General features: G+C 58.6%; 19 protein-coding genes. 11 read left to right on the forward strand and 8 right to left on the reverse strand.

The window, feature by feature from the left end:
* Positions 1–8: 8 nt before the first annotated feature.
* Positions 9–1,016: a mechanosensitive ion channel family protein gene (locus C1J05_RS00440; protein ID WP_114868538.1), complete on the forward strand. Its 1,008-nt coding sequence runs from the start codon at positions 9–11 to the stop codon at positions 1,014–1,016.
* Positions 1,013–2,191, forward strand: a complete 1,179-nt coding sequence (locus C1J05_RS00445; RefSeq protein WP_114868539.1) for a TIGR03862 family flavoprotein — start codon at positions 1,013–1,015, stop codon at positions 2,189–2,191. The genes C1J05_RS00440 and C1J05_RS00445 overlap by 4 nt, the downstream gene beginning before the upstream one ends.
* On the opposite strand, the gene C1J05_RS00450 is transcribed toward C1J05_RS00445, so the two are convergent.
* From C1J05_RS00450 to C1J05_RS00470, 5 genes are all read right to left on the reverse strand, one after another.
* Complete coding sequence (locus C1J05_RS00450) at positions 2,188–2,775, reverse strand: glutathione S-transferase family protein (RefSeq protein WP_114868540.1); 588 nt, start codon at positions 2,773–2,775, stop codon at positions 2,188–2,190. The two genes, C1J05_RS00445 and C1J05_RS00450, sit on opposite strands and share 4 nt — an antisense overlap.
* 9 nt (positions 2,776–2,784) lie before the next feature.
* Positions 2,785–3,819 (reverse strand): DNA polymerase III subunit delta, encoded by a 1,035-nt coding sequence (gene holA / locus C1J05_RS00455; RefSeq protein WP_114868541.1) that lies wholly within the window; start codon positions 3,817–3,819, stop codon positions 2,785–2,787.
* Entirely contained in the window at positions 3,816–4,301 is a 486-nt protein-coding gene (lptE, locus tag C1J05_RS00460; RefSeq protein ID WP_254684674.1) for an LPS assembly lipoprotein LptE, read from the reverse strand. Before lptE ends, holA begins: the two co-directional genes overlap by 4 nt.
* The gene (leuS, locus tag C1J05_RS00465; protein WP_114868542.1) at positions 4,291–6,852 is read right to left on the reverse strand and encodes a leucine--tRNA ligase; all 2,562 of its coding nucleotides are present in this window, start codon (positions 6,850–6,852) and stop codon (positions 4,291–4,293) included. Before leuS ends, lptE begins: the two co-directional genes overlap by 11 nt.
* Positions 6,853–6,947: 95 nt before the next feature.
* Positions 6,948–7,460 carry a DUF3576 domain-containing protein gene (locus tag C1J05_RS00470; protein WP_254684675.1) on the reverse strand — a complete coding sequence of 171 codons (513 nt, stop codon included), beginning with the start codon at positions 7,458–7,460 and terminating at the stop codon, positions 6,948–6,950.
* 338 nt (positions 7,461–7,798) lie between these two features.
* Between C1J05_RS00470 and C1J05_RS00475 the strand changes: the two genes are divergently transcribed.
* Together C1J05_RS00475 and C1J05_RS00480 are read left to right on the forward strand one after the other, a co-directional pair.
* Positions 7,799–8,917, forward strand: a complete 1,119-nt coding sequence (locus tag C1J05_RS00475) for a porin (RefSeq protein WP_114868543.1) — start codon at positions 7,799–7,801, stop codon at positions 8,915–8,917.
* 104 nt (positions 8,918–9,021) lie between these two features.
* Complete coding sequence (locus C1J05_RS00480; RefSeq protein WP_114868544.1) at positions 9,022–9,681, forward strand: YggS family pyridoxal phosphate-dependent enzyme; 660 nt, start codon at positions 9,022–9,024, stop codon at positions 9,679–9,681.
* A 13-nt stretch (positions 9,682–9,694) separates the two neighbouring features.
* On the opposite strand, the gene C1J05_RS00485 is transcribed toward C1J05_RS00480, so the two are convergent.
* Together C1J05_RS00485 and ribA are read right to left on the reverse strand one after the other, a co-directional pair.
* Positions 9,695–10,189 carry a L,D-transpeptidase family protein gene (locus tag C1J05_RS00485; protein ID WP_114868545.1) on the reverse strand — a complete coding sequence of 165 codons (495 nt, stop codon included), beginning with the start codon at positions 10,187–10,189 and terminating at the stop codon, positions 9,695–9,697.
* Positions 10,186–11,280 carry a GTP cyclohydrolase II gene (ribA, locus tag C1J05_RS00490; protein ID WP_114868546.1) on the reverse strand — a complete coding sequence of 365 codons (1,095 nt, stop codon included), beginning with the start codon at positions 11,278–11,280 and terminating at the stop codon, positions 10,186–10,188. Before ribA ends, C1J05_RS00485 begins: the two co-directional genes overlap by 4 nt.
* Positions 11,281–11,442: 162 nt before the next feature.
* Here ribA and C1J05_RS00495 point away from each other — a divergent pair, with 162 nt between their 5' ends.
* The 5 genes from C1J05_RS00495 (at position 11,443) to C1J05_RS00515 (ending at position 15,013) form a co-directional block, all read left to right on the forward strand.
* Complete coding sequence (locus C1J05_RS00495; protein WP_114868547.1) at positions 11,443–12,129, forward strand: response regulator transcription factor; 687 nt, start codon at positions 11,443–11,445, stop codon at positions 12,127–12,129.
* 258 nt (positions 12,130–12,387) lie between these two features.
* The gene (locus C1J05_RS00500; RefSeq protein ID WP_114868548.1) at positions 12,388–13,176 is read left to right on the forward strand and encodes an exodeoxyribonuclease III; all 789 of its coding nucleotides are present in this window, start codon (positions 12,388–12,390) and stop codon (positions 13,174–13,176) included.
* A 63-nt stretch (positions 13,177–13,239) separates the two neighbouring features.
* Positions 13,240–14,160 (forward strand): thioredoxin, encoded by a 921-nt coding sequence (gene trxA / locus C1J05_RS00505; protein WP_114868549.1) that lies wholly within the window; start codon positions 13,240–13,242, stop codon positions 14,158–14,160.
* Between the two features lie 26 nt (positions 14,161–14,186).
* The gene (locus C1J05_RS00510; RefSeq protein ID WP_114868550.1) at positions 14,187–14,831 is read left to right on the forward strand and encodes an LON peptidase substrate-binding domain-containing protein; all 645 of its coding nucleotides are present in this window, start codon (positions 14,187–14,189) and stop codon (positions 14,829–14,831) included.
* Positions 14,828–15,013 carry a Trm112 family protein gene (locus C1J05_RS00515; RefSeq protein WP_114868551.1) on the forward strand — a complete coding sequence of 62 codons (186 nt, stop codon included), beginning with the start codon at positions 14,828–14,830 and terminating at the stop codon, positions 15,011–15,013. Before C1J05_RS00510 ends, C1J05_RS00515 begins: the two co-directional genes overlap by 4 nt.
* Positions 15,014–15,015: 2 nt before the next feature.
* Here the strand turns inward: C1J05_RS00515 and C1J05_RS00520 are convergent, their stop codons facing one another.
* A complete protein-coding gene (locus tag C1J05_RS00520; protein WP_114868552.1) occupies positions 15,016–16,242 on the reverse strand; it encodes an FAD-dependent monooxygenase in 1,227 nt (408 codons plus the stop codon).
* 84 nt (positions 16,243–16,326) lie between these two features.
* Between C1J05_RS00520 and C1J05_RS00525 the strand changes: the two genes are divergently transcribed.
* Together C1J05_RS00525 and C1J05_RS00530 are read left to right on the forward strand one after the other, a co-directional pair.
* Positions 16,327–17,655 carry an amidase gene (locus tag C1J05_RS00525; RefSeq protein ID WP_114868553.1) on the forward strand — a complete coding sequence of 443 codons (1,329 nt, stop codon included), beginning with the start codon at positions 16,327–16,329 and terminating at the stop codon, positions 17,653–17,655.
* Between the two features lie 108 nt (positions 17,656–17,763).
* Positions 17,764–18,945, forward strand: a complete 1,182-nt coding sequence (locus C1J05_RS00530; protein ID WP_114868554.1) for an aminotransferase class I/II-fold pyridoxal phosphate-dependent enzyme — start codon at positions 17,764–17,766, stop codon at positions 18,943–18,945.
* Positions 18,946–18,961: the final 16 nt, after the last annotated feature.

An 18,961-nucleotide genomic window follows, 5' to 3' on the forward strand; every position in this document is an offset into this window, starting at 1 on the left:
ATCTTTCGATGGAATTCGATCTTCAAAGCCAGCCCGAGATTGTGCAGCAGGTCGCGGGCTATGCCCTGCAGGGATGGGAACTGGCGCAGGGCTGGTTGCTTAGCCCGGCAGCATGGTCACAATTCGGACTGCTGATTGCGGCCTTTTTGCTGGCCGTATTGGCTGTGCGCAGGTTGCGCCCCGCCATAACCCGTTTTCTGACCCCGCCGGAAGGTCAGACAAGTATCATCGCCGCAACCCGACGGTTCTTTTTGGGGTTCGTGCCGCTTTTACTGCCGGTGCTTGCCTATGTGTTCACCGCAATTGGCGAAAGTGTTGTTGTCTCATTGTTTGACAGCGGTGCCGTGATCGCGTTCGGCAAACGTGTTTTCCTGTTTCTGGCTGCGCGCATACTTGTGCGCGAAGTCATCAGGGACCCGTTTCTTAAAGTCCTTGGAAAATACGTGCTGTTGCCCGTTGCCGCCCTGCATGCTGTCGGGCTGCTGGACGAGGTGATAGGCGGCCTTTCGGCTATGAATGTACAATTGGGCAACATTTCCCTGTCGCTGATGGCGCTGGTCCGTGGGTTGATTGCGGGCAGTCTGCTGTTCTGGCTGGGTCGCTGGTCGAACGATCAATCTGCCGCATTGATCAGCCAGCAAGAGGAACTGCGCCCCGCCACCCGTCAATTGGCCGTGAAAGCCGCCGAGATCGCGATTTTCGGCCTCGCGTTCATTCTGTTGATGAACATCATGGGCATTTCACTGACCTCGCTTGCCGTTCTGGGCGGCGCGATCGGTGTCGGGCTTGGCTTTGGTCTGCAAAAGATCGCGGCCAATTTCATATCCGGTGTCATTCTGCTGCTGGAAGGCCAGGCGACCGTTGGCGACTATGTCGCACTGGATGACGGGCCAAACAAATACACATCTGACGTCCTGTTCCTTATCTTGAACGCATTAAAAGACACCAACATCGAAATTCCTTTCCCGCAGCGGGTTGTCGAACTCAAAGGCGAAGTCCGGACCAAAAGCGTATGACGGATGCACTGGTCATCGGAGCAGGACCCGCAGGATTGATGGCCGCGGAAATGCTGGCTGTGGCTGGTCGGTCTGTCACAATCTGCGATGCCAAGCCCTCGTTCGGGCGCAAGTTTCTGATGGCGGGAAAATCCGGTCTGAACCTGACCAAGGATGTTTCTCCCGACGATCTGTTGGCCGCCTACGAGGAGGCGGCGCCGCCCCTAGACCTCATTTTACGCGCCTTTGATGCAAACGCCGTTCAGGATTGGGCGCGTGGCCTTGGGCAGGACGTGTTCACCGGATCAACCGGCCGGGTGTTCCCGACCGCGATGAAGGCCTCGCCGCTGTTGCGGGCATGGTTGGCGCGTCTGGACGGGTTGGGCGTTGTTCGCCACACGCGCTGGCGCTGGCAGGGGTGGGAAAATGGCGTTCCGGTGTTTGAAACACCTGACGGGCGCCAGCAGCTTCAGGCGCGCGTCACGGTTCTGGCACTGGGCGGCGCCAGTTGGGCACGTCTGGGTTCGGATGGCGCATGGGCTTTATTTCTGGCCGAAAAAGGCGTGCCGCTGGCCCCGTTTCAACCCGCCAATGTAGGTTTGAACATACCATGGTCTGAACATATGGCGTCTGTTCTGGGCCAGGCACTAAAAGGAATTTCCTGGAATGTCGGGGATTACGTCTCGCGCGGGGAGGCGATTATTTCTGCGCAGGGGCTGGAAGGCGGCGGTATCTACACCTTGTCAAAACACTTGCGGTCCGGTGCACCGTTGCACGTCGATCTTTTGCCGGATTGGGATGTTGCAAAGATCGTCGCCCGCCTGTCTCGTCCGCATGGCAAGACCAGTGTCACCAACCACCTGCGCAAAGCGCTGCGACTTGGCAAGCCACAGATCGCGCTGCTACAGGAATTCGGCAGGCCACTGCCCGCAGACCCGGCGCAACTGGCGCACCTGATCAAACGCCTGACCATTCCCTATGCAGGGTTGCGCCCGATGGACGAAGCCATTTCAACAGCAGGTGGCGTGCCCTTTTCCGCGCTGGATGACACATTGATGCTAAGGGATGTACCCGGCGTGTTTTGCGCGGGCGAAATGCTGGATTGGGAAGCCCCGACAGGCGGCTACCTGTTGACCGCCTGCCTTGCGACAGGGCGTTGGGCCGGACAGGCCGCCGCGCAATACGATCCGGTTTAGGCGCCTTGGCGCGCGGTCAGATAGGCCGGGCGCGCCCGCATCCGATCCAGATAATCGCGCAAGGCTGCGGGTGCGGGATCAAATTTGGCCGTGGTGGCCCAGCCAAGGCAATGGGTCAGCACAATATCGGGCAGGGTCATCTTGTCGCCCATCAGGAACGCGCCTGTCAGCTGGTGCGCGATCCGGTCCAGATTGATCGCCATTTCCCATTTCAGCGAATCCTTGATCCCCGCGACACGGTATTCCATTGGCAACACGAACCCGTGGCGCGCCGCTGTCCACAACAGCGCATCGACCTCGTCCAGTATCTGATGGGTCATCGCATCCTGACGCGCGCGCTCCAGCGTGCCGGCCGGATAGGTCAGTTTGCCGTGCTTGTCCGCCAGATAGGTGATGATGGCCGTACTGTCGGTCAGCACTGCATCACCTTCGCGCAATACCGGAACCTTGCCCGACGGGTTCACCGCTTTGACAATATCCGAATGGGGGCCGGTATCGACATGCGTGTAGGGCTCGTCCAGTTCTTCCAGCATCCACATAACGCGAAAGGCGCGGCTTTTGACGGTTCCGATCAGTTCGTACATTGCGTTCTCCTATGTGTTTCGCCGGTTGCCCAGCATCGCCAGACGGATCAGGGCCCGTTCGACCAGCGCCAGTGCGGGTGCATTCTGTCCGGCAGAACGCAGTTGCAAATCCGTGTCGGTCAACAGCGTCAGCGCCGTCTCAAGATTTGCCACGCCCCAGCTTTGGGCCTGTCGCACCATCCGGTCGCGCCGTGGCCCGAACACAGGTGGCCGCACCTTGCTGATGCCAGCGCCCGGCCCGCCCGGATCGGATGCAGCGACATGTAACGCCCTGAAGTGACGCATCGCGCCGATACACAGGCTGACGGCGTTCACCCCTTGTGATTGCAGCTTGCGCAGCACCGGGCCGATTTCGCCCTGCTTGGCATCGGCCACGATGTTCAGAACATCGTCCAGCGCTGCCTCGGTCGATGTGGGCGCGCAGGCCAGCAGGTCCGCACCGCTCAGCGGTGTGCTGTCGCCGCGCTTGTACAAACCCAGTTTTTCCATTGTCTGTCGGAAATCACCCGGATCCAGATCGCGCGCCAGGGCCGTGATCTGCGCCATCACATCGCCGGACGGGGCCGCAATGCCCGCATCCCCCAGCGTCTTTTCAATCTCTTCCCGTGTGGGCGGATCATCATAGATACCAACGGCAAACGCGTTCTTGTGGGCCTCGAACGCCTTGCGCAACTTCGATGTCGCCTTGAGCGTACCTGCCGTGACAATAATCTGTGCGTCACCGTTCTGCCATTCTGACAGAGCGCTCAGAACTGTTTCGGCGATGGTGTCATTGGCCTCTTCCACAAAAGCCACGCGTGGACCGGGAAAAAACCCGATCGCCTTGATCGCATCCAGCAAAAGGGCGGGATCCTTGCGCAAATCGCCGGCTGGAATGCGGGTCAGGCGCATTTCTTCCTCGCCCGTCGGGCCGACCAGCGCAGCAATGACCTGTTGCCGTTTCAGCGCCACGCGCATCGCGTCCGCGCCATAAATCAGCAGACCGGTGCGGGCCGGATCGGGTTTGGCGAAATAGCCCGGTGCCTCTCGGGGGGACAGTTTCATGACGCGGGCTTAAACGTGGCTTGCAAACGGGTCACCACCAGGTCGGCCAGAATGATCATCAGACGTTCCCTTGCATCCCGTTCGGCAGCAAGGCTGGCAACTGACGTGCCGGTTGCGGAATATCCGGTAAAGCTTTCGACATCGCCGGATGACACAACCGCATCCGTCGCCGCATCGCGCAATTCATATGTGGCGCGCCCCAAAACGTCATAGCGTTCGATATTGCCTTCCTGGTTCACGGCAATGCCCTGTTCGACTGTCGAAATGTTATACACCAAATCATATTTTGCATTTGCCGAACGGCCCATGCGTTCTTCGAACCGCTGGGTGAACCAGTAATCGTCCCGGTCTTGCGGTTCGTTCACTGTTATCTGGTTCTGCAGCGCGGTTCCGGCACCATTCGGGCCGTAAACGGGCGTGAACCCGCAGGATGCCAGACACAGCACCAGACCCGGAATGAAAAGACGGCGGCTAAACAACAACGTTTATGATCCTGCCAGGGACAACGATGATCTTTTTGGGCGTGGCCCCGTCCAGCGCCCTTTGCACAGCGTCTACTGACAGCGCGGTTTTTTCAACCTCTGCCGTGTCCATATCGCGCGGAACGCTGATTTCGGCGCGCCGCTTGCCGTTGACCTGAATGGGCATCGTGACCGTATCGTCGATCAGCATCGCCGGATCGGCCACTGGCCACGGCGCGGTTGAAACCAGCCCTTCGCCACCCAGTTGCGCCCAGACATCTTCGGCCAGATGCGGTGTCATCGGTGACATCAATTGCACCAGCGTGCGCGCAGCCTGTTTTTGTACGGCCGCACCGGCCTTGGATTTGGCCAGTGTGTTGGTGAACGCATAAAGCCGCGCGATCGACGCGTTAAAGCCGAAACTTTCGATGCCGGTCGTAACCTCGTGAATGGCCTTGTGCATGTCGCGCAGCAGGGCGTCATCCTCGGGGTTTGCCCCGTTATCGGCCATTGCGGCAATATCCGTGGTGATGCGATAGACACGCGACAGGTGTTTATATGTCGCTTCGGCACCGGCGGCGGTCCATTCCACATCGCGTTCGGGCGGGCTGTCGGACAGCATGAACCAGCGGGCGGTGTCCGCGCCGTAATTCTTGATGATGCTGACCGGATCCACCACGTTTTTCTTCGATTTCGACATTTTGGCCGACGGAATCACTTCGACCATGGGACCGTCAGCGCCCAAACGTGCACCCGATTCCGTCCACTCGATATCTTCGGGCAAGTGATAGACCGGACGGTCTTTTTCGTCGCGTGTGGCATAGATTTCATGGGTGACCATGCCTTGGGTGAACAGCGCGTCAAACGGTTCTACCGCCGATTTGGGCAGGTGTCCTGTCAGGTGCATGGCGCGGGCAAAGAACCGGGCATAAAGCAGGTGCAGGATCGCGTGTTCGACGCCGCCGATATACTGATCCACATTCATCCAGTAGGCCGCATCGTCCATGTTGGTGGGCGTTTTGGCATCGGGTGCGGTAAAACGTGCGAAATACCATGAACTGTCGACAAATGTGTCCATCGTATCGGTTTCGCGCAGCGCCGGGCCGCCACAGGACGGGCAGGTGCAATTGCGCCATGTCGGATGCCTGTCCAGCGGATTGCCGGGCGTGTTGATATCGACATCAAACGGCAATTCGACGGGCAGGTTTTCCTTTTTCTCGGGGACAACGCCGCAGGTGTCGCAATGCAGCACCGGAATCGGGCAACCCCAATAGCGCTGGCGCGACAGGCCCCAATCGCGCAGGCGGTACTTGGTCACGCCCTGACCAACGCCGTTCTCCTCGCAAAAGGCAATCGCAGTCTCGACGCCGTCGTTTCCGGTTTGCCATGCATCACCTGCAAAACCGCGGTTGTAAAACACCTGCTCGGTCTTGGAGGGCACAAATGCCTCGGACAGTTCATCCGGGCTGTCTTTGGATGGCAGATAGGTCGAAATGATCGGCAGTTCATATTTCGTGGCAAAATCGAAATCGCGCTGGTCGTGGGCGGGGCAGCCGAAAATTGCGCCGGTGCCGTAATCCATCAAAATGAAGTTGGCGATGTAAACCGGCAATTCCCAAGCGGTATCAAAGGGATGACGCACCCGGATTCCGGTGTCCAGACCAAGCTTTTCAGCCGTTTCAATGGCCTCTTCCGTTGTGCCACCCTTGCGGCATTCGGCGTTAAACGCCGCAATATCCGCGTTTTCGCGTTCCATATGCTTGGCCAGAGGATGATCGGGCGAAATTCCGATGAACGACGCACCCATCAGGGTATCGGGGCGCGTGGTATACACGTCGATCCGGTCGTGCCCGTCGGGCGCATCAATCGTGGAGAACGCAAATTGCAACCCGCGCGACTTGCCGATCCAGTTGGCCTGCATCAGCTTGACCTTGGCGGGCCAGTTGTCCAGCCCGTCCAGCGCACCCAGCAGGTCTTCGGCCATGTCGGAAATCTTGAAGAACCATTGCGTCAGTTCGCGCCGTTCCACCAGCGCGCCAGACCGCCAGCCGCGCCCCTGTTCGACCTGTTCGTTCGCCAGAACCGTCATGTCGACCGGATCCCAGTTCACCACGGCGTTCTTGCGATAGACCAGCCCGGCCTCAAGCATATCCAGAAACAGCGCCTGCTGCTGGCCGTAATATTCGGGGTCGCAGGTGGCAAATTCGCGTGACCAGTCGATGGACAGGCCCAGCGGCTTCATCTGGGCGCGCATGTCGGCGATGTTGTCATAGGTCCATGTTTTGGGGTGGCCGCCAATGGCCATCGCCGCGTTTTCGGCAGGCATGCCAAAGGCATCCCATCCCATCGGGTGCAGCACATTGTGCCCCGTCGACAATTTATAGCGCGCGATCACGTCGCCCATCGTGTAATTGCGCACATGCCCCATGTGAATGCGCCCCGACGGATAGGGAAACATTTCAAGCACATAGTATTTAGGTTTGTCCGCGCTGCGCGTGGCGGTGAAAATACCGGCCTTGTCCCAGGCGGCTTGCCATTTCGCTTCGATCTCGGCGGCAGAATAGCGGGGCATGTCTTTGGTCCTTTACGGGAAACGCCGGGCGTTCAGGCCCGGCGCTTTCTTAATGTCAGTTTCAGATGGATGCCAGTACAATGGCGGCGCTGTTCCTAGAATTTGCCGTCGGCGATCCGCAACTGTCGCGCGCGCGACAGGATCGCGTCTTCTATGGCGCGCACTGTGGCCGGATCGGCCGAACCGCCGCCGCTGGTCTGCAACGCAACGCTTAGCGCGCGCGCGTCCAGTGCGGGATCATCGATCAGAACCGTCGCGCGATAGGATCGCCCGCCACCCGGCGGCGTGCCATATCCCGTCACGATAACGCCGGTGAACGGATCAACCGACTGAATAGGCAGGAAATTCAGCACTTCCAGTGAGGCATTCCAGATGTAACGGTTGACCGAAACGGAATTTTCGGTCGATGGCTGGTTGAAATAGGCCCAGACAGTATCTGATTCCTGTGCGCTGGGCGGGTTTTCATTGTCCAGCGGGCTGGGGGGCGCTTCGCTGTTCAGGGTGCTTTCCGGCCCGACGCGGCCAATGCCACCGCCGCCGCCGCATGCTGACAGCAGAAATAATGACGCACCTGCCGCCATCAGAATGAGCTTTGATTGGTGTTTCATTCCACTTGCCCCATGCATTCCGCGTGTTTTTCTTGCTACTGTCCTACCCAAGCCGCCGAAAGGGGGCAAGGGCTATGTCACGTTGCATAACGGGCGATGGCGCGTGTTTGCCAGTGCAGATACAACGCAGATACATGATAGATGCAGCACAGATGCAGCGAATTTGCCGCTGCGGCATGCCAAAACCGACTGTGGCAAAGCTGCACCATCCTGAACCACTTTGCGATCATGATGCGCCCAATCCTTGCCAAGGCGGGCCAATCCAAGCGAAAGACACATCCATACCCTCACCGGATTCCCCGGTTTGGGCGTAACTTTTTAAACCGAGGGAAAAGACTATGAAAAAGGTTCTCTTCGCTACGACTGCTCTGGTCGCCACCGCCGGTGTCGCAGCAGCAGACGTTACGTTCGGCGGCTACGGCCGTTTCGGCGCGATCTACACAGAAACAAAAGGCACAGCCGGTACACCTGGTACAGCAACAGACCAAACTCAGATCGATGGTGCTCAGGTTATTGTGAATACAGAGAAGGCCGATCTGGCTGCGGCTCAGACGACCTATAATGATGCTGTTAGCTCTGGTACAGCTACTCCGGGAGATTTGGCAGCCGTTGTCGCCGCTGAAGCTGATTTGAAGGTTGCTGAGGATAACTTGGCCGGCTTAGCAGGGACTCCTGGCACAGATTCTGACGACGGCATCGACATCGAAAGCCGTTACCGTCTGATCATCACAGCAACAACCGAATCGGATGTTGGTGTGACATTTGGTGCGATGGTTCGTATCCAGCAGAACGAAAGCGAAGCTGAAGCAAACGACAACGGCATCAACGCCGCACGTTTCTTTGCACGTGCCGGCAACCTTGAAGTTGGTGTTGGTAACATCTTCGGTGCTCTGGAATACATGTCCGGTCAGTACGTCATCGACCTGGGTTTGACAGGTCTGGGCTACGAATACGTTGCCTATGACGTCAACGGCGACTACTACTCGTCCGGTTCGGCTGGTTCCGCACCGAACGCGGTTGAAGTCATCTACTCCATGGGCGACTTCGCATTCCACGCATCTGCTTCTGACGTAAATGATCGCCGCGCGATCGTTGCTCAGTACACAGCAAGCGACTGGACATTTGCTCTGGGTTGGCAGGACTCCGACCTCGACAGCGACACCGAGCTGACCGCATCGGTCGTTGGTTCGCTGGGCATTGCCGACGTAGGCTTTGCATGGGCTGACAACGGCACCGAAGGTGACCGCTACGTTCTGTCCGGCCGTGTTGAAGTTGGCGCGTCGACAGACGTCGAAGGCTACATCACATATGTTGACGGTGGTGACGATCCAGAAGACACAGGCTACGGTATCGACTTTAACCACAGCCTGGGCGGTGGTGCATCGATCCGTGGTGGTGTTGCTCAGCGTCTGAACGACACAATCATTGCTGACTTGGGTGTTCGCTTCAACTTCTAAGTTGAACAACCAGACAGTGTGAATTTGGGGCAGGCCTTTGGGCTTGCCCCTTTTCTTTTGTGCCACGATGTTATCTTTGGTCCTGAACAACAAAAGGTACACGCATGGCACTGTCAGACATCAAAACGCGAATCGCACAGGCCGAACAGGCCGCAGGCCGCGCCGCTGGTGCAGTACAGCTGATTGCGGTGTCCAAGGTGCAGCCCAATGCGCGGGTCCGGAACGTGCTGGAACAGGGGCATCGCATCTTTGGTGAAAACCGCGTGCAAGAGGCCGCATCGAAATGGCCGGCGTTCCGTGAACAGTTCGACGGCATTGATCTGCATCTGATCGGTCCGCTGCAAACCAACAAGACACGGCAGGCGATGGACCTGTTTCAATCCATTCATTCCGTTGATCGCCCCAAGTTGGCGAAAACACTGGCGCGCCTGGCACAGGAAACCGGTGGCTGCCCCGATATCTTCATTCAGGTGAACACCGGCGAAGAACCGCAAAAGGCGGGTGTTCTGCCCGCGGACACCGATGCGTTCGTGGCCGACTGCCGCGCGCTTGATCTGCCGCTCTGCGGGTTGATGTGCATCCCCCCGGTTGATCAGGATGCGACCCCGCATTTCGCGATGCTGGCCGATCTGGCCGCGCGCAACGATCTGACCGGTCTGTCGATGGGGATGAGCAGTGATTTCGAAACGGCCATCGCAATGGGCGCCACCCATGTCCGCGTCGGATCGGCCATATTTGGCGAACGGACACCGGACACAGCCTAATTCCGGAGCGATCCTATCGCACGATCAGACGGCTGCGCAGGGTCAGGCGCGCTGCGATCCTGCGCAAATGATCGCGCCGGAATCCGATGCAGCCTTCGGTTGGGTAACATGGCCTGCGCCATTGATGGATGAAAATCGCCGATCCCCGCCCGCGAACCGCATAGGGCCAGTTCCAGTTGGTCAGGATCACCAGATCATAAAGCGGGTCGGCCCGCCGCAGAATTTCGTGGCTGAACGGATGGGGCGCTTTGACCATCATGTTATAATCCTGCGCTGTCACATCATCCGACCACAGATCGCCAGGTCGGATTGCAACGGCCCACGGCGCGGGCCGCGCCATTCGGTCCGGGCGGTACAGCATCCCCACAATGCTATGAACGCCACGCGGCGTTGTGCCGTCGCCTTCCTTCTTGCGCGCCGTCAGGCCGGTTTTTCCGATTGTGCAGGGATAGGTTTGCCCCTGAAACCGAACGCCCTGCCGGGTCAGAACCAGATCGTCGCGGGTCACAGGATATGTCCGGATTTGGCCGCCTTGGTGGCCAGGTAATTCCGGTTCTGCGCGGTTTGCCCCACCTTTAGTGGCACACGTTCCACCACCCTGATGCCGGTATTTTCCATCGATGTCACCTTGGCCGGATTGTTTGTCAGCAACCGGACAGAGGAAAACCCCATTGATTTCAAAATATTGGCACCAATGCGAAAATCGCGTTCGTCATCTTCAAACCCAAGGCGGTGGTTGGCCTCGACCGTGTCGAACCCCTGATCCTGAAGCGAATAGGCGCGCATCTTGTTGGCCAGACCGATCCCGCGCCCTTCCTGATTCAGATACAAAAGAACCCCGGTGCCCTCGGCCCCCATCTGCGCCAGCGCGCCACGCAATTGTGGTCCGCAATCGCATTTCAGGCTGCCCATCAGATCGCCGGTGAAACAGGCCGAATGCAGACGCGCCAGCACCGGTTTCGTGCGGTCCGGACGGCCGATTTCGATAGCATAATGTTCCTCGCCGCCATCTTCGGGCCGATAGATATGCAGACGCCCCGCCTCGGATACATCCATCGGCAGGCGCGCGCTGACAACCGGGTGCAGCGGGCTGGATCGTGCCAGCAGGGGCTCCGCCAACACCGCTGGCACCACAGTAAGCGAATTTTTGGCGGCAAAATCAGCCGCCTGCGGTAAGTCGAGTATCAGCGCGGCGGGCAGCAAGCGGGCCGTCTTTGCAAGATCAACGGCCATCCGATGCAAGGCGGCATTGCCGTCACGCTGCGCGATCAGGGGCCCTTTCATCGGTGATTTCAGATCATCCGCCGGATCGGCCACCCCCAAAACCCACGGCAAACCGGCATCCGGTGGCAATGTGATCCGGGCGATATCACCGTCATAGGCACGTGCTTTTAGCGTTTCGGCGCGCCGCGCGGTGATTGCCAGTACCGCTGTGCCACCCAAAGCGTGCAGATCGGCCAATCGCTGCGCGTCTGTCGTTTCTGCAGCCATCGCCAGAACCGCCTGACCCTCCGTGCCCACCAGCACAACAGGCACCCCCATGCGCAGATCGGCACGGGCGCGGGCCAGCAATTCGGTGATATCAGGTGCAAAACTCATCAGGGTTCTTATCTTGGCGTCGTTGCGTCAGTCTAGTGTGTCCTGCAACAAGATGAAACATTTGCCCCGCTCCTAACACGAGGGCGTGAAAAGATGCAGCAAATCTTGCCGAACGGGGGGACTGGCCTCATTTGATAGGCAACAGCAGCAGGAGGCGCCGAAATGGGGCAACTTAAAAAGATACTTTTGGTGGATGATGACGACGATCTGCGCGAGGCGCTGAGCGAACAACTGGTCATGACCGAAGATTTCGATGTGTTCGAGGCCGGCAACGGCAGCCAGGCCATGGAGCGTGCGAAAGAGGCACTTTATGATCTGGTGATACTGGATGTCGGCCTGCCCGATACGGACGGCCGCGAACTGTGCCGCCTGATGCGCAAGCAAGGCGTAAAAAGCCCGATTGTCATGCTGACCGGTCACGATACCGATGCTGATACCATTCTGGGGCTGGATGCGGGGGCCAATGATTACGTGTCCAAACCCTTCAAGTTTCCGGTACTTCTGGCCCGGATCCGTGCACAGTTGCGCCAGCACGAACAATCCGAAGATGCCGTATTTACGCTGGGGCCATACACGTTCAAACCGGCAATGAAGATGCTGATCACCGAAGATGATCGCAAGATCAGGCTGACCGAAAAGGAAACCAACATCCTGAAGTTTCTGTACCGGTCGACAGACGGGATTGTGGCGCGTGATGTATTGCTGCACGAGGTGTGGGGCTACAACGCCGGTGTCACCACACACACACTGGAAACGCATATCTACCGCTTGCGCCAGAAGATCGAGGCCGACCCGTCAAATGCACGTCTTCTGGTCACGGAATCGGGTGGTTACCGGTTGGTCGCATGAAGAAATTGTCTGCAAAACTATTGACCCAGATCAAAGACGCACCCCAGCGTCATGTTTAGGTCTTAACCATACCGCGCATGTCCGGTGGCTTGACATGCACCTCCCTGTTGGACTTGGCCGGGCCTTGCGCCCGGTCTTTTTTTGTCTGCCAATGATGCGTGACAAGAAAGGAAAGTTTTCGACAGGAGCGATGGCGCGGGTTGAGGCTGCAACAAGGTCCGGATAGGGTCGCCGAACCATAGACCGGAGCCAGCCAATATGTCGTTTACCCTTGCCACGTGGAATATCAATTCGGTCCGGTTGCGTGAACCGATTGTGTGCAAGCTGCTGGCCGAATACGGGCCTGATGTCCTGTGTTTGCAGGAATGCAAATCACCCGTCGACAAAATCCCCCGCGATGCTTTTTCGGATCTGGGATACACCCACATGGTTGCGCGGGGTGACAAGGGCTACAACGGTGTTGCGATCCTGTCGAAACTGCCGATGGTCGAGGCAAGCGCACAGGATTTCGCTGCTCTTGGCCACGCGCGCCATATTGCTGGACGTCTGGAAAACGGCGTTACGATCCATAATTTCTATGTGCCCGCGGGCGGCGATGTTCCCGATCGCAAGGTGAATGAAAAATTCGGCCAGAAGCTGGATTACCTGACCGACATGCGCGACTGGTTCCATCGCGAACCGCCGCAGAAATCCATTCTGGTGGGTGATCTGAACATTGCCCCGAGAGAGGACGATGTCTGGAGCCACAAGCAACTGCTGAAAGTGGTCAGCCACACACCGGTCGAGGTGGAACAGTTCGCCCAGACACAGGATGCCGGAAACTGGGTCGATATCACCCGTCAGGATATCCCCGATGGGTTGCTTTACAGCTGGTGGTCTTACCGCGCCAAAGACTGGTCTGCCGCCGACAAGGGGCGGCGGCTGGATCATGTCTGGGCAACACAGGACATTTCCAATGCAGGCCATTCCAGCCATATCCTGCGCGATGCGCGCGGATGGGAAAAACCCAGCGATCACGCACCGGTTTTTGCAAGTTTTGACCTTTGATTCCCCGCGCTGCGCCCTCATATAGGCAGGAACAGCGCGAAAAATGATTGCGAGGACGAAAAGATGATTGATCTGGACCTTTCCGGCGCACCTGCTGCCGATGCCAATCTGATCAAGGACGGAACCGAAGCCACGTTCATGGCGGATGTGGTGGATGCGTCCGCCGAAACCCCGGTGATCGTGGATTTCTGGGCACCCTGGTGCGGCCCGTGCAAAACACTCGGCCCGATGCTGGAAAACGCCGTGCGCGCCGCAAAGGGTGCGGTCAAAATGGTCAAGGTGAACGTGGACGAGGCGCAGGCGATCGCCGGTCAGTTGCAAATCCAGTCGATTCCGACCGTTTATGCGTTTTACAAGGGGCAGCCGGTTGACGGGTTTCAGGGTGCTGTACCCGAATCGGAAATCAAGGCGTTCGTGGATCGTGTGATCAAGGCGGGCGGAGGTGAAGCACCGGGTGACAGCCTGAATGATGCGGTAGACGCCGCCGAGGAAATGCTGGCCGAAGGCGCGGCAACGGATGCGGCGCAGACCTTTGCCGCGGTTCTGGGTGAAGACCCGAACCATGCGGGTGCCTATTCTGGTATGGTGCGCGCGCATATCGCGATGGATGATCTGGATCAGGCCGAAGCGATCCTGAACGGAGCGCCTGCGGCAATTTCCAAATCGCCCGAACTGGAAGCCGCCCATGCCCAGCTTGAATTGGCGCGTCAGGCGGCCAGCGCCGGACCGGTTGATGATCTGAAGGCAGCGGTCGAGGCCAGCCCGGATGATCATCAGGCACGGTTCGATCTGGCACTGGCCCTGCATGCCGCAGGCGATGTTCAGGGGGCGGTTGATGCCCTGCTTGAAATATTCCGGCGGGATCGCGAATGGAATGACAGCGCCGCAAAAACCCAGCTTTTCACCATCTTCGATGCGTTGAAACCGAATGACCCTGTGGTGCTGAACGGGCGCAGAAAACTCAGTTCGATGATATTTGCCTAAAGCGGTGGCTGGGCTAGGTTTGGTGAATGAAAAAAGCAACTGATCTTCCCGATATCATCCCGGTGTTTCCTTTACCCGGGGCGTTGCTTTTACCGCGATCACGGTTGCCACTTCACATCTTTGAACCGCGCTATCTGCAAATGTTCGAAGATGCGCTGAAAACGTCAGGTCGCCTTATCGGAATGGTCCAGCCGAACGAGGTTCCGGGCCGGGACGGAACCGGTTTGCATGCCATCGGCTGCGCCGGTCGGATCACGCAGTTTTCCGAAACCGAAGACGGCCGGTACATGATCACCCTGTCGGGCATGTCGCGGTTTCGCGTCCTATCCGAGGTTAAGGGCTTTTTGCCCTATCGGAGATGCGAGGTGAACTGGGACGGGTTCGAGCGTGATCTGGGCCGCGAGGAAAAGGACGCAGCGTTCGAACGCAGCGGATTCCTGGATCTTCTGGGCCGTTATTTCAGCGCCCGCGATCTGTCTGCTGACTGGGAAACCCTTAAGGACGCCGATGATGAATTGCTGGTCAATTCGCTGTCGATGCTGCTGGATTTCGATCCGGAAGACAAACAGGCCCTGCTTGAAGCGCCATCCCTGTCGACGCGTCGCGAAACGTTGGTCACTCTGATCGAATACAAACTGCGCGCCGGTGACGGCAAGGACATGATGCAATGAATGACGAACCCACCAAATTTGATCGCCGGATGCTGGAAGCCCTGATTTGCCCGCGCACCTACGGGCAACTGGAATACGATGCCAAGGCGCAGGAACTGGTATCCAAAGCGGCCAATCTGGCCTTTCCGATCCGCAACGGCATTCCGGTCATGCTGGTTGACGAAGCGCGCGTTCTGGACTGACCCTAGATCGCTTTGCCCTGCATCAGACGGGGCACATCGCCGGTCAGACCGGCGGCCTCGCGGATAAACCCGCGCCGCAGCGACGGGATCGCATTCACGATACCCATGCCAATGTCCCGGCCCGCCCGAAGCAGCGCGTTATCGTTCGAAAACAGACGGTTGAACGCATCGGTGGCCGCAGCCAGCGTGGCCGTATCAAACCTGCGCCATTGTTCATAGCGTTCCAGAACCAGCGGTGATCCGATATCTTCGCCGCGTCGCGCCGCCAGTGTCAGCGTTTCCGCCAGTGCGGCGACATCCCGCAATCCGGCGTTCAATCCCTGCCCTGCAATCGGGTGCACACCATGTGCCGCATCGCCGATCAGGGCCAGGCGCGGGGCGACAAACCGGTTCGCAATGGTCAGGTTCAGCGGATAGGTAAACCGTTTTCCGGCCAATGAAATATCACCCAGAAAATCACCAAAACGCGGGCGCAGAACGTCAAGATATCCGGCATCGTCCAGCGCATTGATCCTTTGCGCTTCGGCGTCTGTCTCGCTCCAGACGATGGAACATCGGTTTCCGGTCAGCGGCAGGATGGCCAGGGGCCCCGGCGGCATGAAAAACTGGTGCGCGATACCGTTGTGGGGCTTTTCGTGGGCGACGGCACAGACCAGCGCGGTTTGCCCGTATCCCCAGCCTGTGCGCTTGATACCGGCCCGTTCTGCCGTACCACTGGCGCGTCCGTCCGATCCGATCAGAAGTGATCCAGTGATGATTTTGCCGCTGTCCAGTGTCACACTGGCAGAGGCTGGCCCGACAGATTGCGCAACAACGGTTTTGCCTGACAAATGGGTGATACCCGGCGTTGCTGCCATTGCATCCAGAAAGGCACGGCGCAAATGCCGGTCTTCCACCATGTACCCCATCGGACCTTCTTCGATCTCGGCATGGTCGAAATGCATGAAAAACGGCGAAGGCCCTTCACCGGCCCGCCCGTCTGTCACCTTGATCTCAAGCATGGGTTCGGCATGTTCGGCAATATCCTGCCAAATACCGATTCCATCCAGCAGGCGCTGCGATGTCAGCGCCAAAGCATAAGACCGGCCGTCAAACGCGGCATTCCTGCGTATTTTTTCGCTCAGCGCGTCAATGACGGTGACCGAGAAGCCTGTCTGCGCAAGGGCCAGTGCCAATGCTGGCCCGTTCAACCCGCCGCCGACTATGATGATATCGCTTTGTTTCTGCATGCGTCTGAATATGACTGCGCGAACGGGATTGTCCATGTGCGGTGCTGTCGCTACCCTTACGTCACATTGTTTGGGGGAACAGGTATGAAGGACTGGTTAAGCACGAGTGCTGCAGATTTGGGGCGGGCGATTGCATCGGGTGAAATTGATCCGGTTGCCCTGACGCAAACCTATCTGGATGCCATTGATGCGCACCCCCTGCGCGACCGGATTTATGCCCGCGTCACCCATGACCGCGCGCTGGCCGAAGCAAAGGCCGCCGCCGCACGCGCGCAATCCGGGCATCGCCTTTCGCTGCTTGACGGTGTGCCGATCAGCTGGAAAGACCTGTTTGACAGTGCAGGGGTCGCAACCGAAGCAGGCAGTGCACTTTTGAAGAACCGTGTCCCCGATACCGATGCCGTTGTTCTGGCCAATGCAACGGCCATGGGCCTGGTGTGTCTGGGCAAAACCCACATGAGCGAACTGGCTTTTTCCGGTCTGGGCTACAATCCGGTCACGGCGACCCCCCCGTCGGTCAACGACCCTGACAGCGTTGCAGGCGGGTCTTCGTCCGGGGCTGCGGCGTCGGTGGCATTTGGTCTGGCGGCAGGCGCGATCGGGTCTGATACAGGCGGGTCTGTGCGTATTCCGGCCGCGTGGAACGATCTGGTCGGGCTGAAAACAACATCGGGGCGGGTGACTTTGGAAGGGATCGTGCCGTTATGTCTGCGGTTTGACACGGTCGGGCCGCTGGCCCGCACTGTTGAGGATGCCGCTCTGCTTCTGGCCGCTGTGGAAGGCCGGAAAGCCGCCGATCTGCGCGGCGCATCCCTGAAAGGCAAACGGATCGCGATGCTGCAAACATCCGCGATGGACGATGTGCGCGACGAACCAATGGCCGCCTATGAAGGCGCTATCGAAAAGATCGCACAGGCAGGCGCGGTGATCGAACCGTTGCACGTTCCGGAACTTAAAGATGCCATGGCCTTGACCGGCGTGGTTTACACCACCGAAGCCTATGGTCTGTGGCGCGATGTGATCGAAGCTAACCCGGACCTGATGTTTGCCGAAATCCTTGAACGGTTCCGGCTGGGCAAAGCCGTGTCCGGCCCCGATTACGTGGCCGCTTGGGCCAAGCTGGAAACCTGCCGGATGGCCTATGATCAGGCCACTGCGGGCTTTGATTTCGTTGTGTGCCCGACCGCGCCGATTTTGCCGCCCAACCTCGAACGTTTGAACAGCGATCATGACTATTATGTCACAGAAAACCTGCTGTCCCTGCGCAACACCCGCATAGCAAATCTGATGGGGATCGCGTCGCTTACAATACCTACAGGCGTGCCCAGCTGTGGAATTCAGTTGATGACACCGCCCGATACCGAAGAACAGCTGTTGCGGCTGGGGGCTGCGGTGGAAACGGCGTTGTCCTAAAAACCACATATCCCTTTCAATCGCACCACTTTTTCTGGACGCAGCCGCATCGCTTGGATACCTTGGGCCAAACGGGACGCCAATGATCCCGACCCTGAGGCAGTTTTGATGAAGTTTCCCGAGCGGTTTTCGAACCTTCCGGCCCATGCGTGGCCCCGTTTGCGGGCCCTTTTGGATGTGCATGCGCCCGGTGGCGATGTGATCAACATGACAATCGGTGAACCCAAACACAGCTTTCCGGCTTGGGTTACGCAGGTGATTTCCGACAACGCAGCCGGGTTCAACAGCTACCCTCCCAACGAAGGGTCAGACGCGTTGCGCGGTGCCATTGCGGGCTGGATCAAACGCCGCTACGGCGTGGATGTTGATGCTGCCAGCCAGATCATGGCGCTGAACGGTACGCGCGAGGGGCTGTATAACGCTGCCATGGCGCTGTGCCCTGAAACCAAAAACGGCCAGCAACCGGTGGTTCTGACCCCGAACCCGTTTTATCAGGTCTATATGGTCGCCGCGATCTCTGTGCAGGCGGAACCGGTTTATGTGCCGGCAACGCGGGAAACCGGCCATTTGCCCGATTTTGCGGCGCTTCCGGCCGAGATTCTGGATCGCACCACAATTGCCTATGTCTGTTCCCCCGCCAATCCACAGGGCGCTGTTGCCGATGAAACCTATTGGCGTCGCCTGATCGAACTGGCGGAAAAACACGATTTCCAGATTTTTGCTGACGAGTGTTATTCCGAAATATACCGCGATACCGCCCCGAAAGGCGCCATCGAGGTGGCCAGCGCGATGGGGGCCGATCCCGAGCGCGTGCTGATTTTCCATTCGCTTTCCAAGCGGTCCAACCTGCCCGGATTGCGATCCGGTTTTGTGGCGGGTGGACCTGAAAGCATCCGGCGTATCCAGCAATTGCGCAACTACGCGGGCGCGCCTTTGCCCTTGCCGTTGCAGGCTGCTGCCGCCGCTGTCTGGGCCGACGAAGACCATGTGATTGAAAACCGCCGCCTTTACGCCGAAAAATTCGATCTGGCCGACAGGATATTGGGCAACGTGGCAGGGTACCGTTCCCCCGAAGCCGGATTTTTCCTGTGGCTGCCCGTTCCGGATGGCGAGGCTGCGGCACTGAAGCTTTGGCAGGATACGGGCGTTCGGGTGCTGCCCGGATCGTATCTGAGCCAGGATGTACACGGGGAAAACCCGGGTGCTGGATATATTCGGGTCGCTTTGGTGGCCCCAAAAGAGGACACGCAGCGCGGGTTGGAAACCATCCGCGATTGCCTGTTCCAATAAAAGACGAGGTAGAGAG

The sequence above is a fragment of the Sulfitobacter sp. JL08 genome (genome assembly GCF_003352045.1).
Taxonomy (GTDB): domain Bacteria; phylum Pseudomonadota; class Alphaproteobacteria; order Rhodobacterales; family Rhodobacteraceae; genus JL08.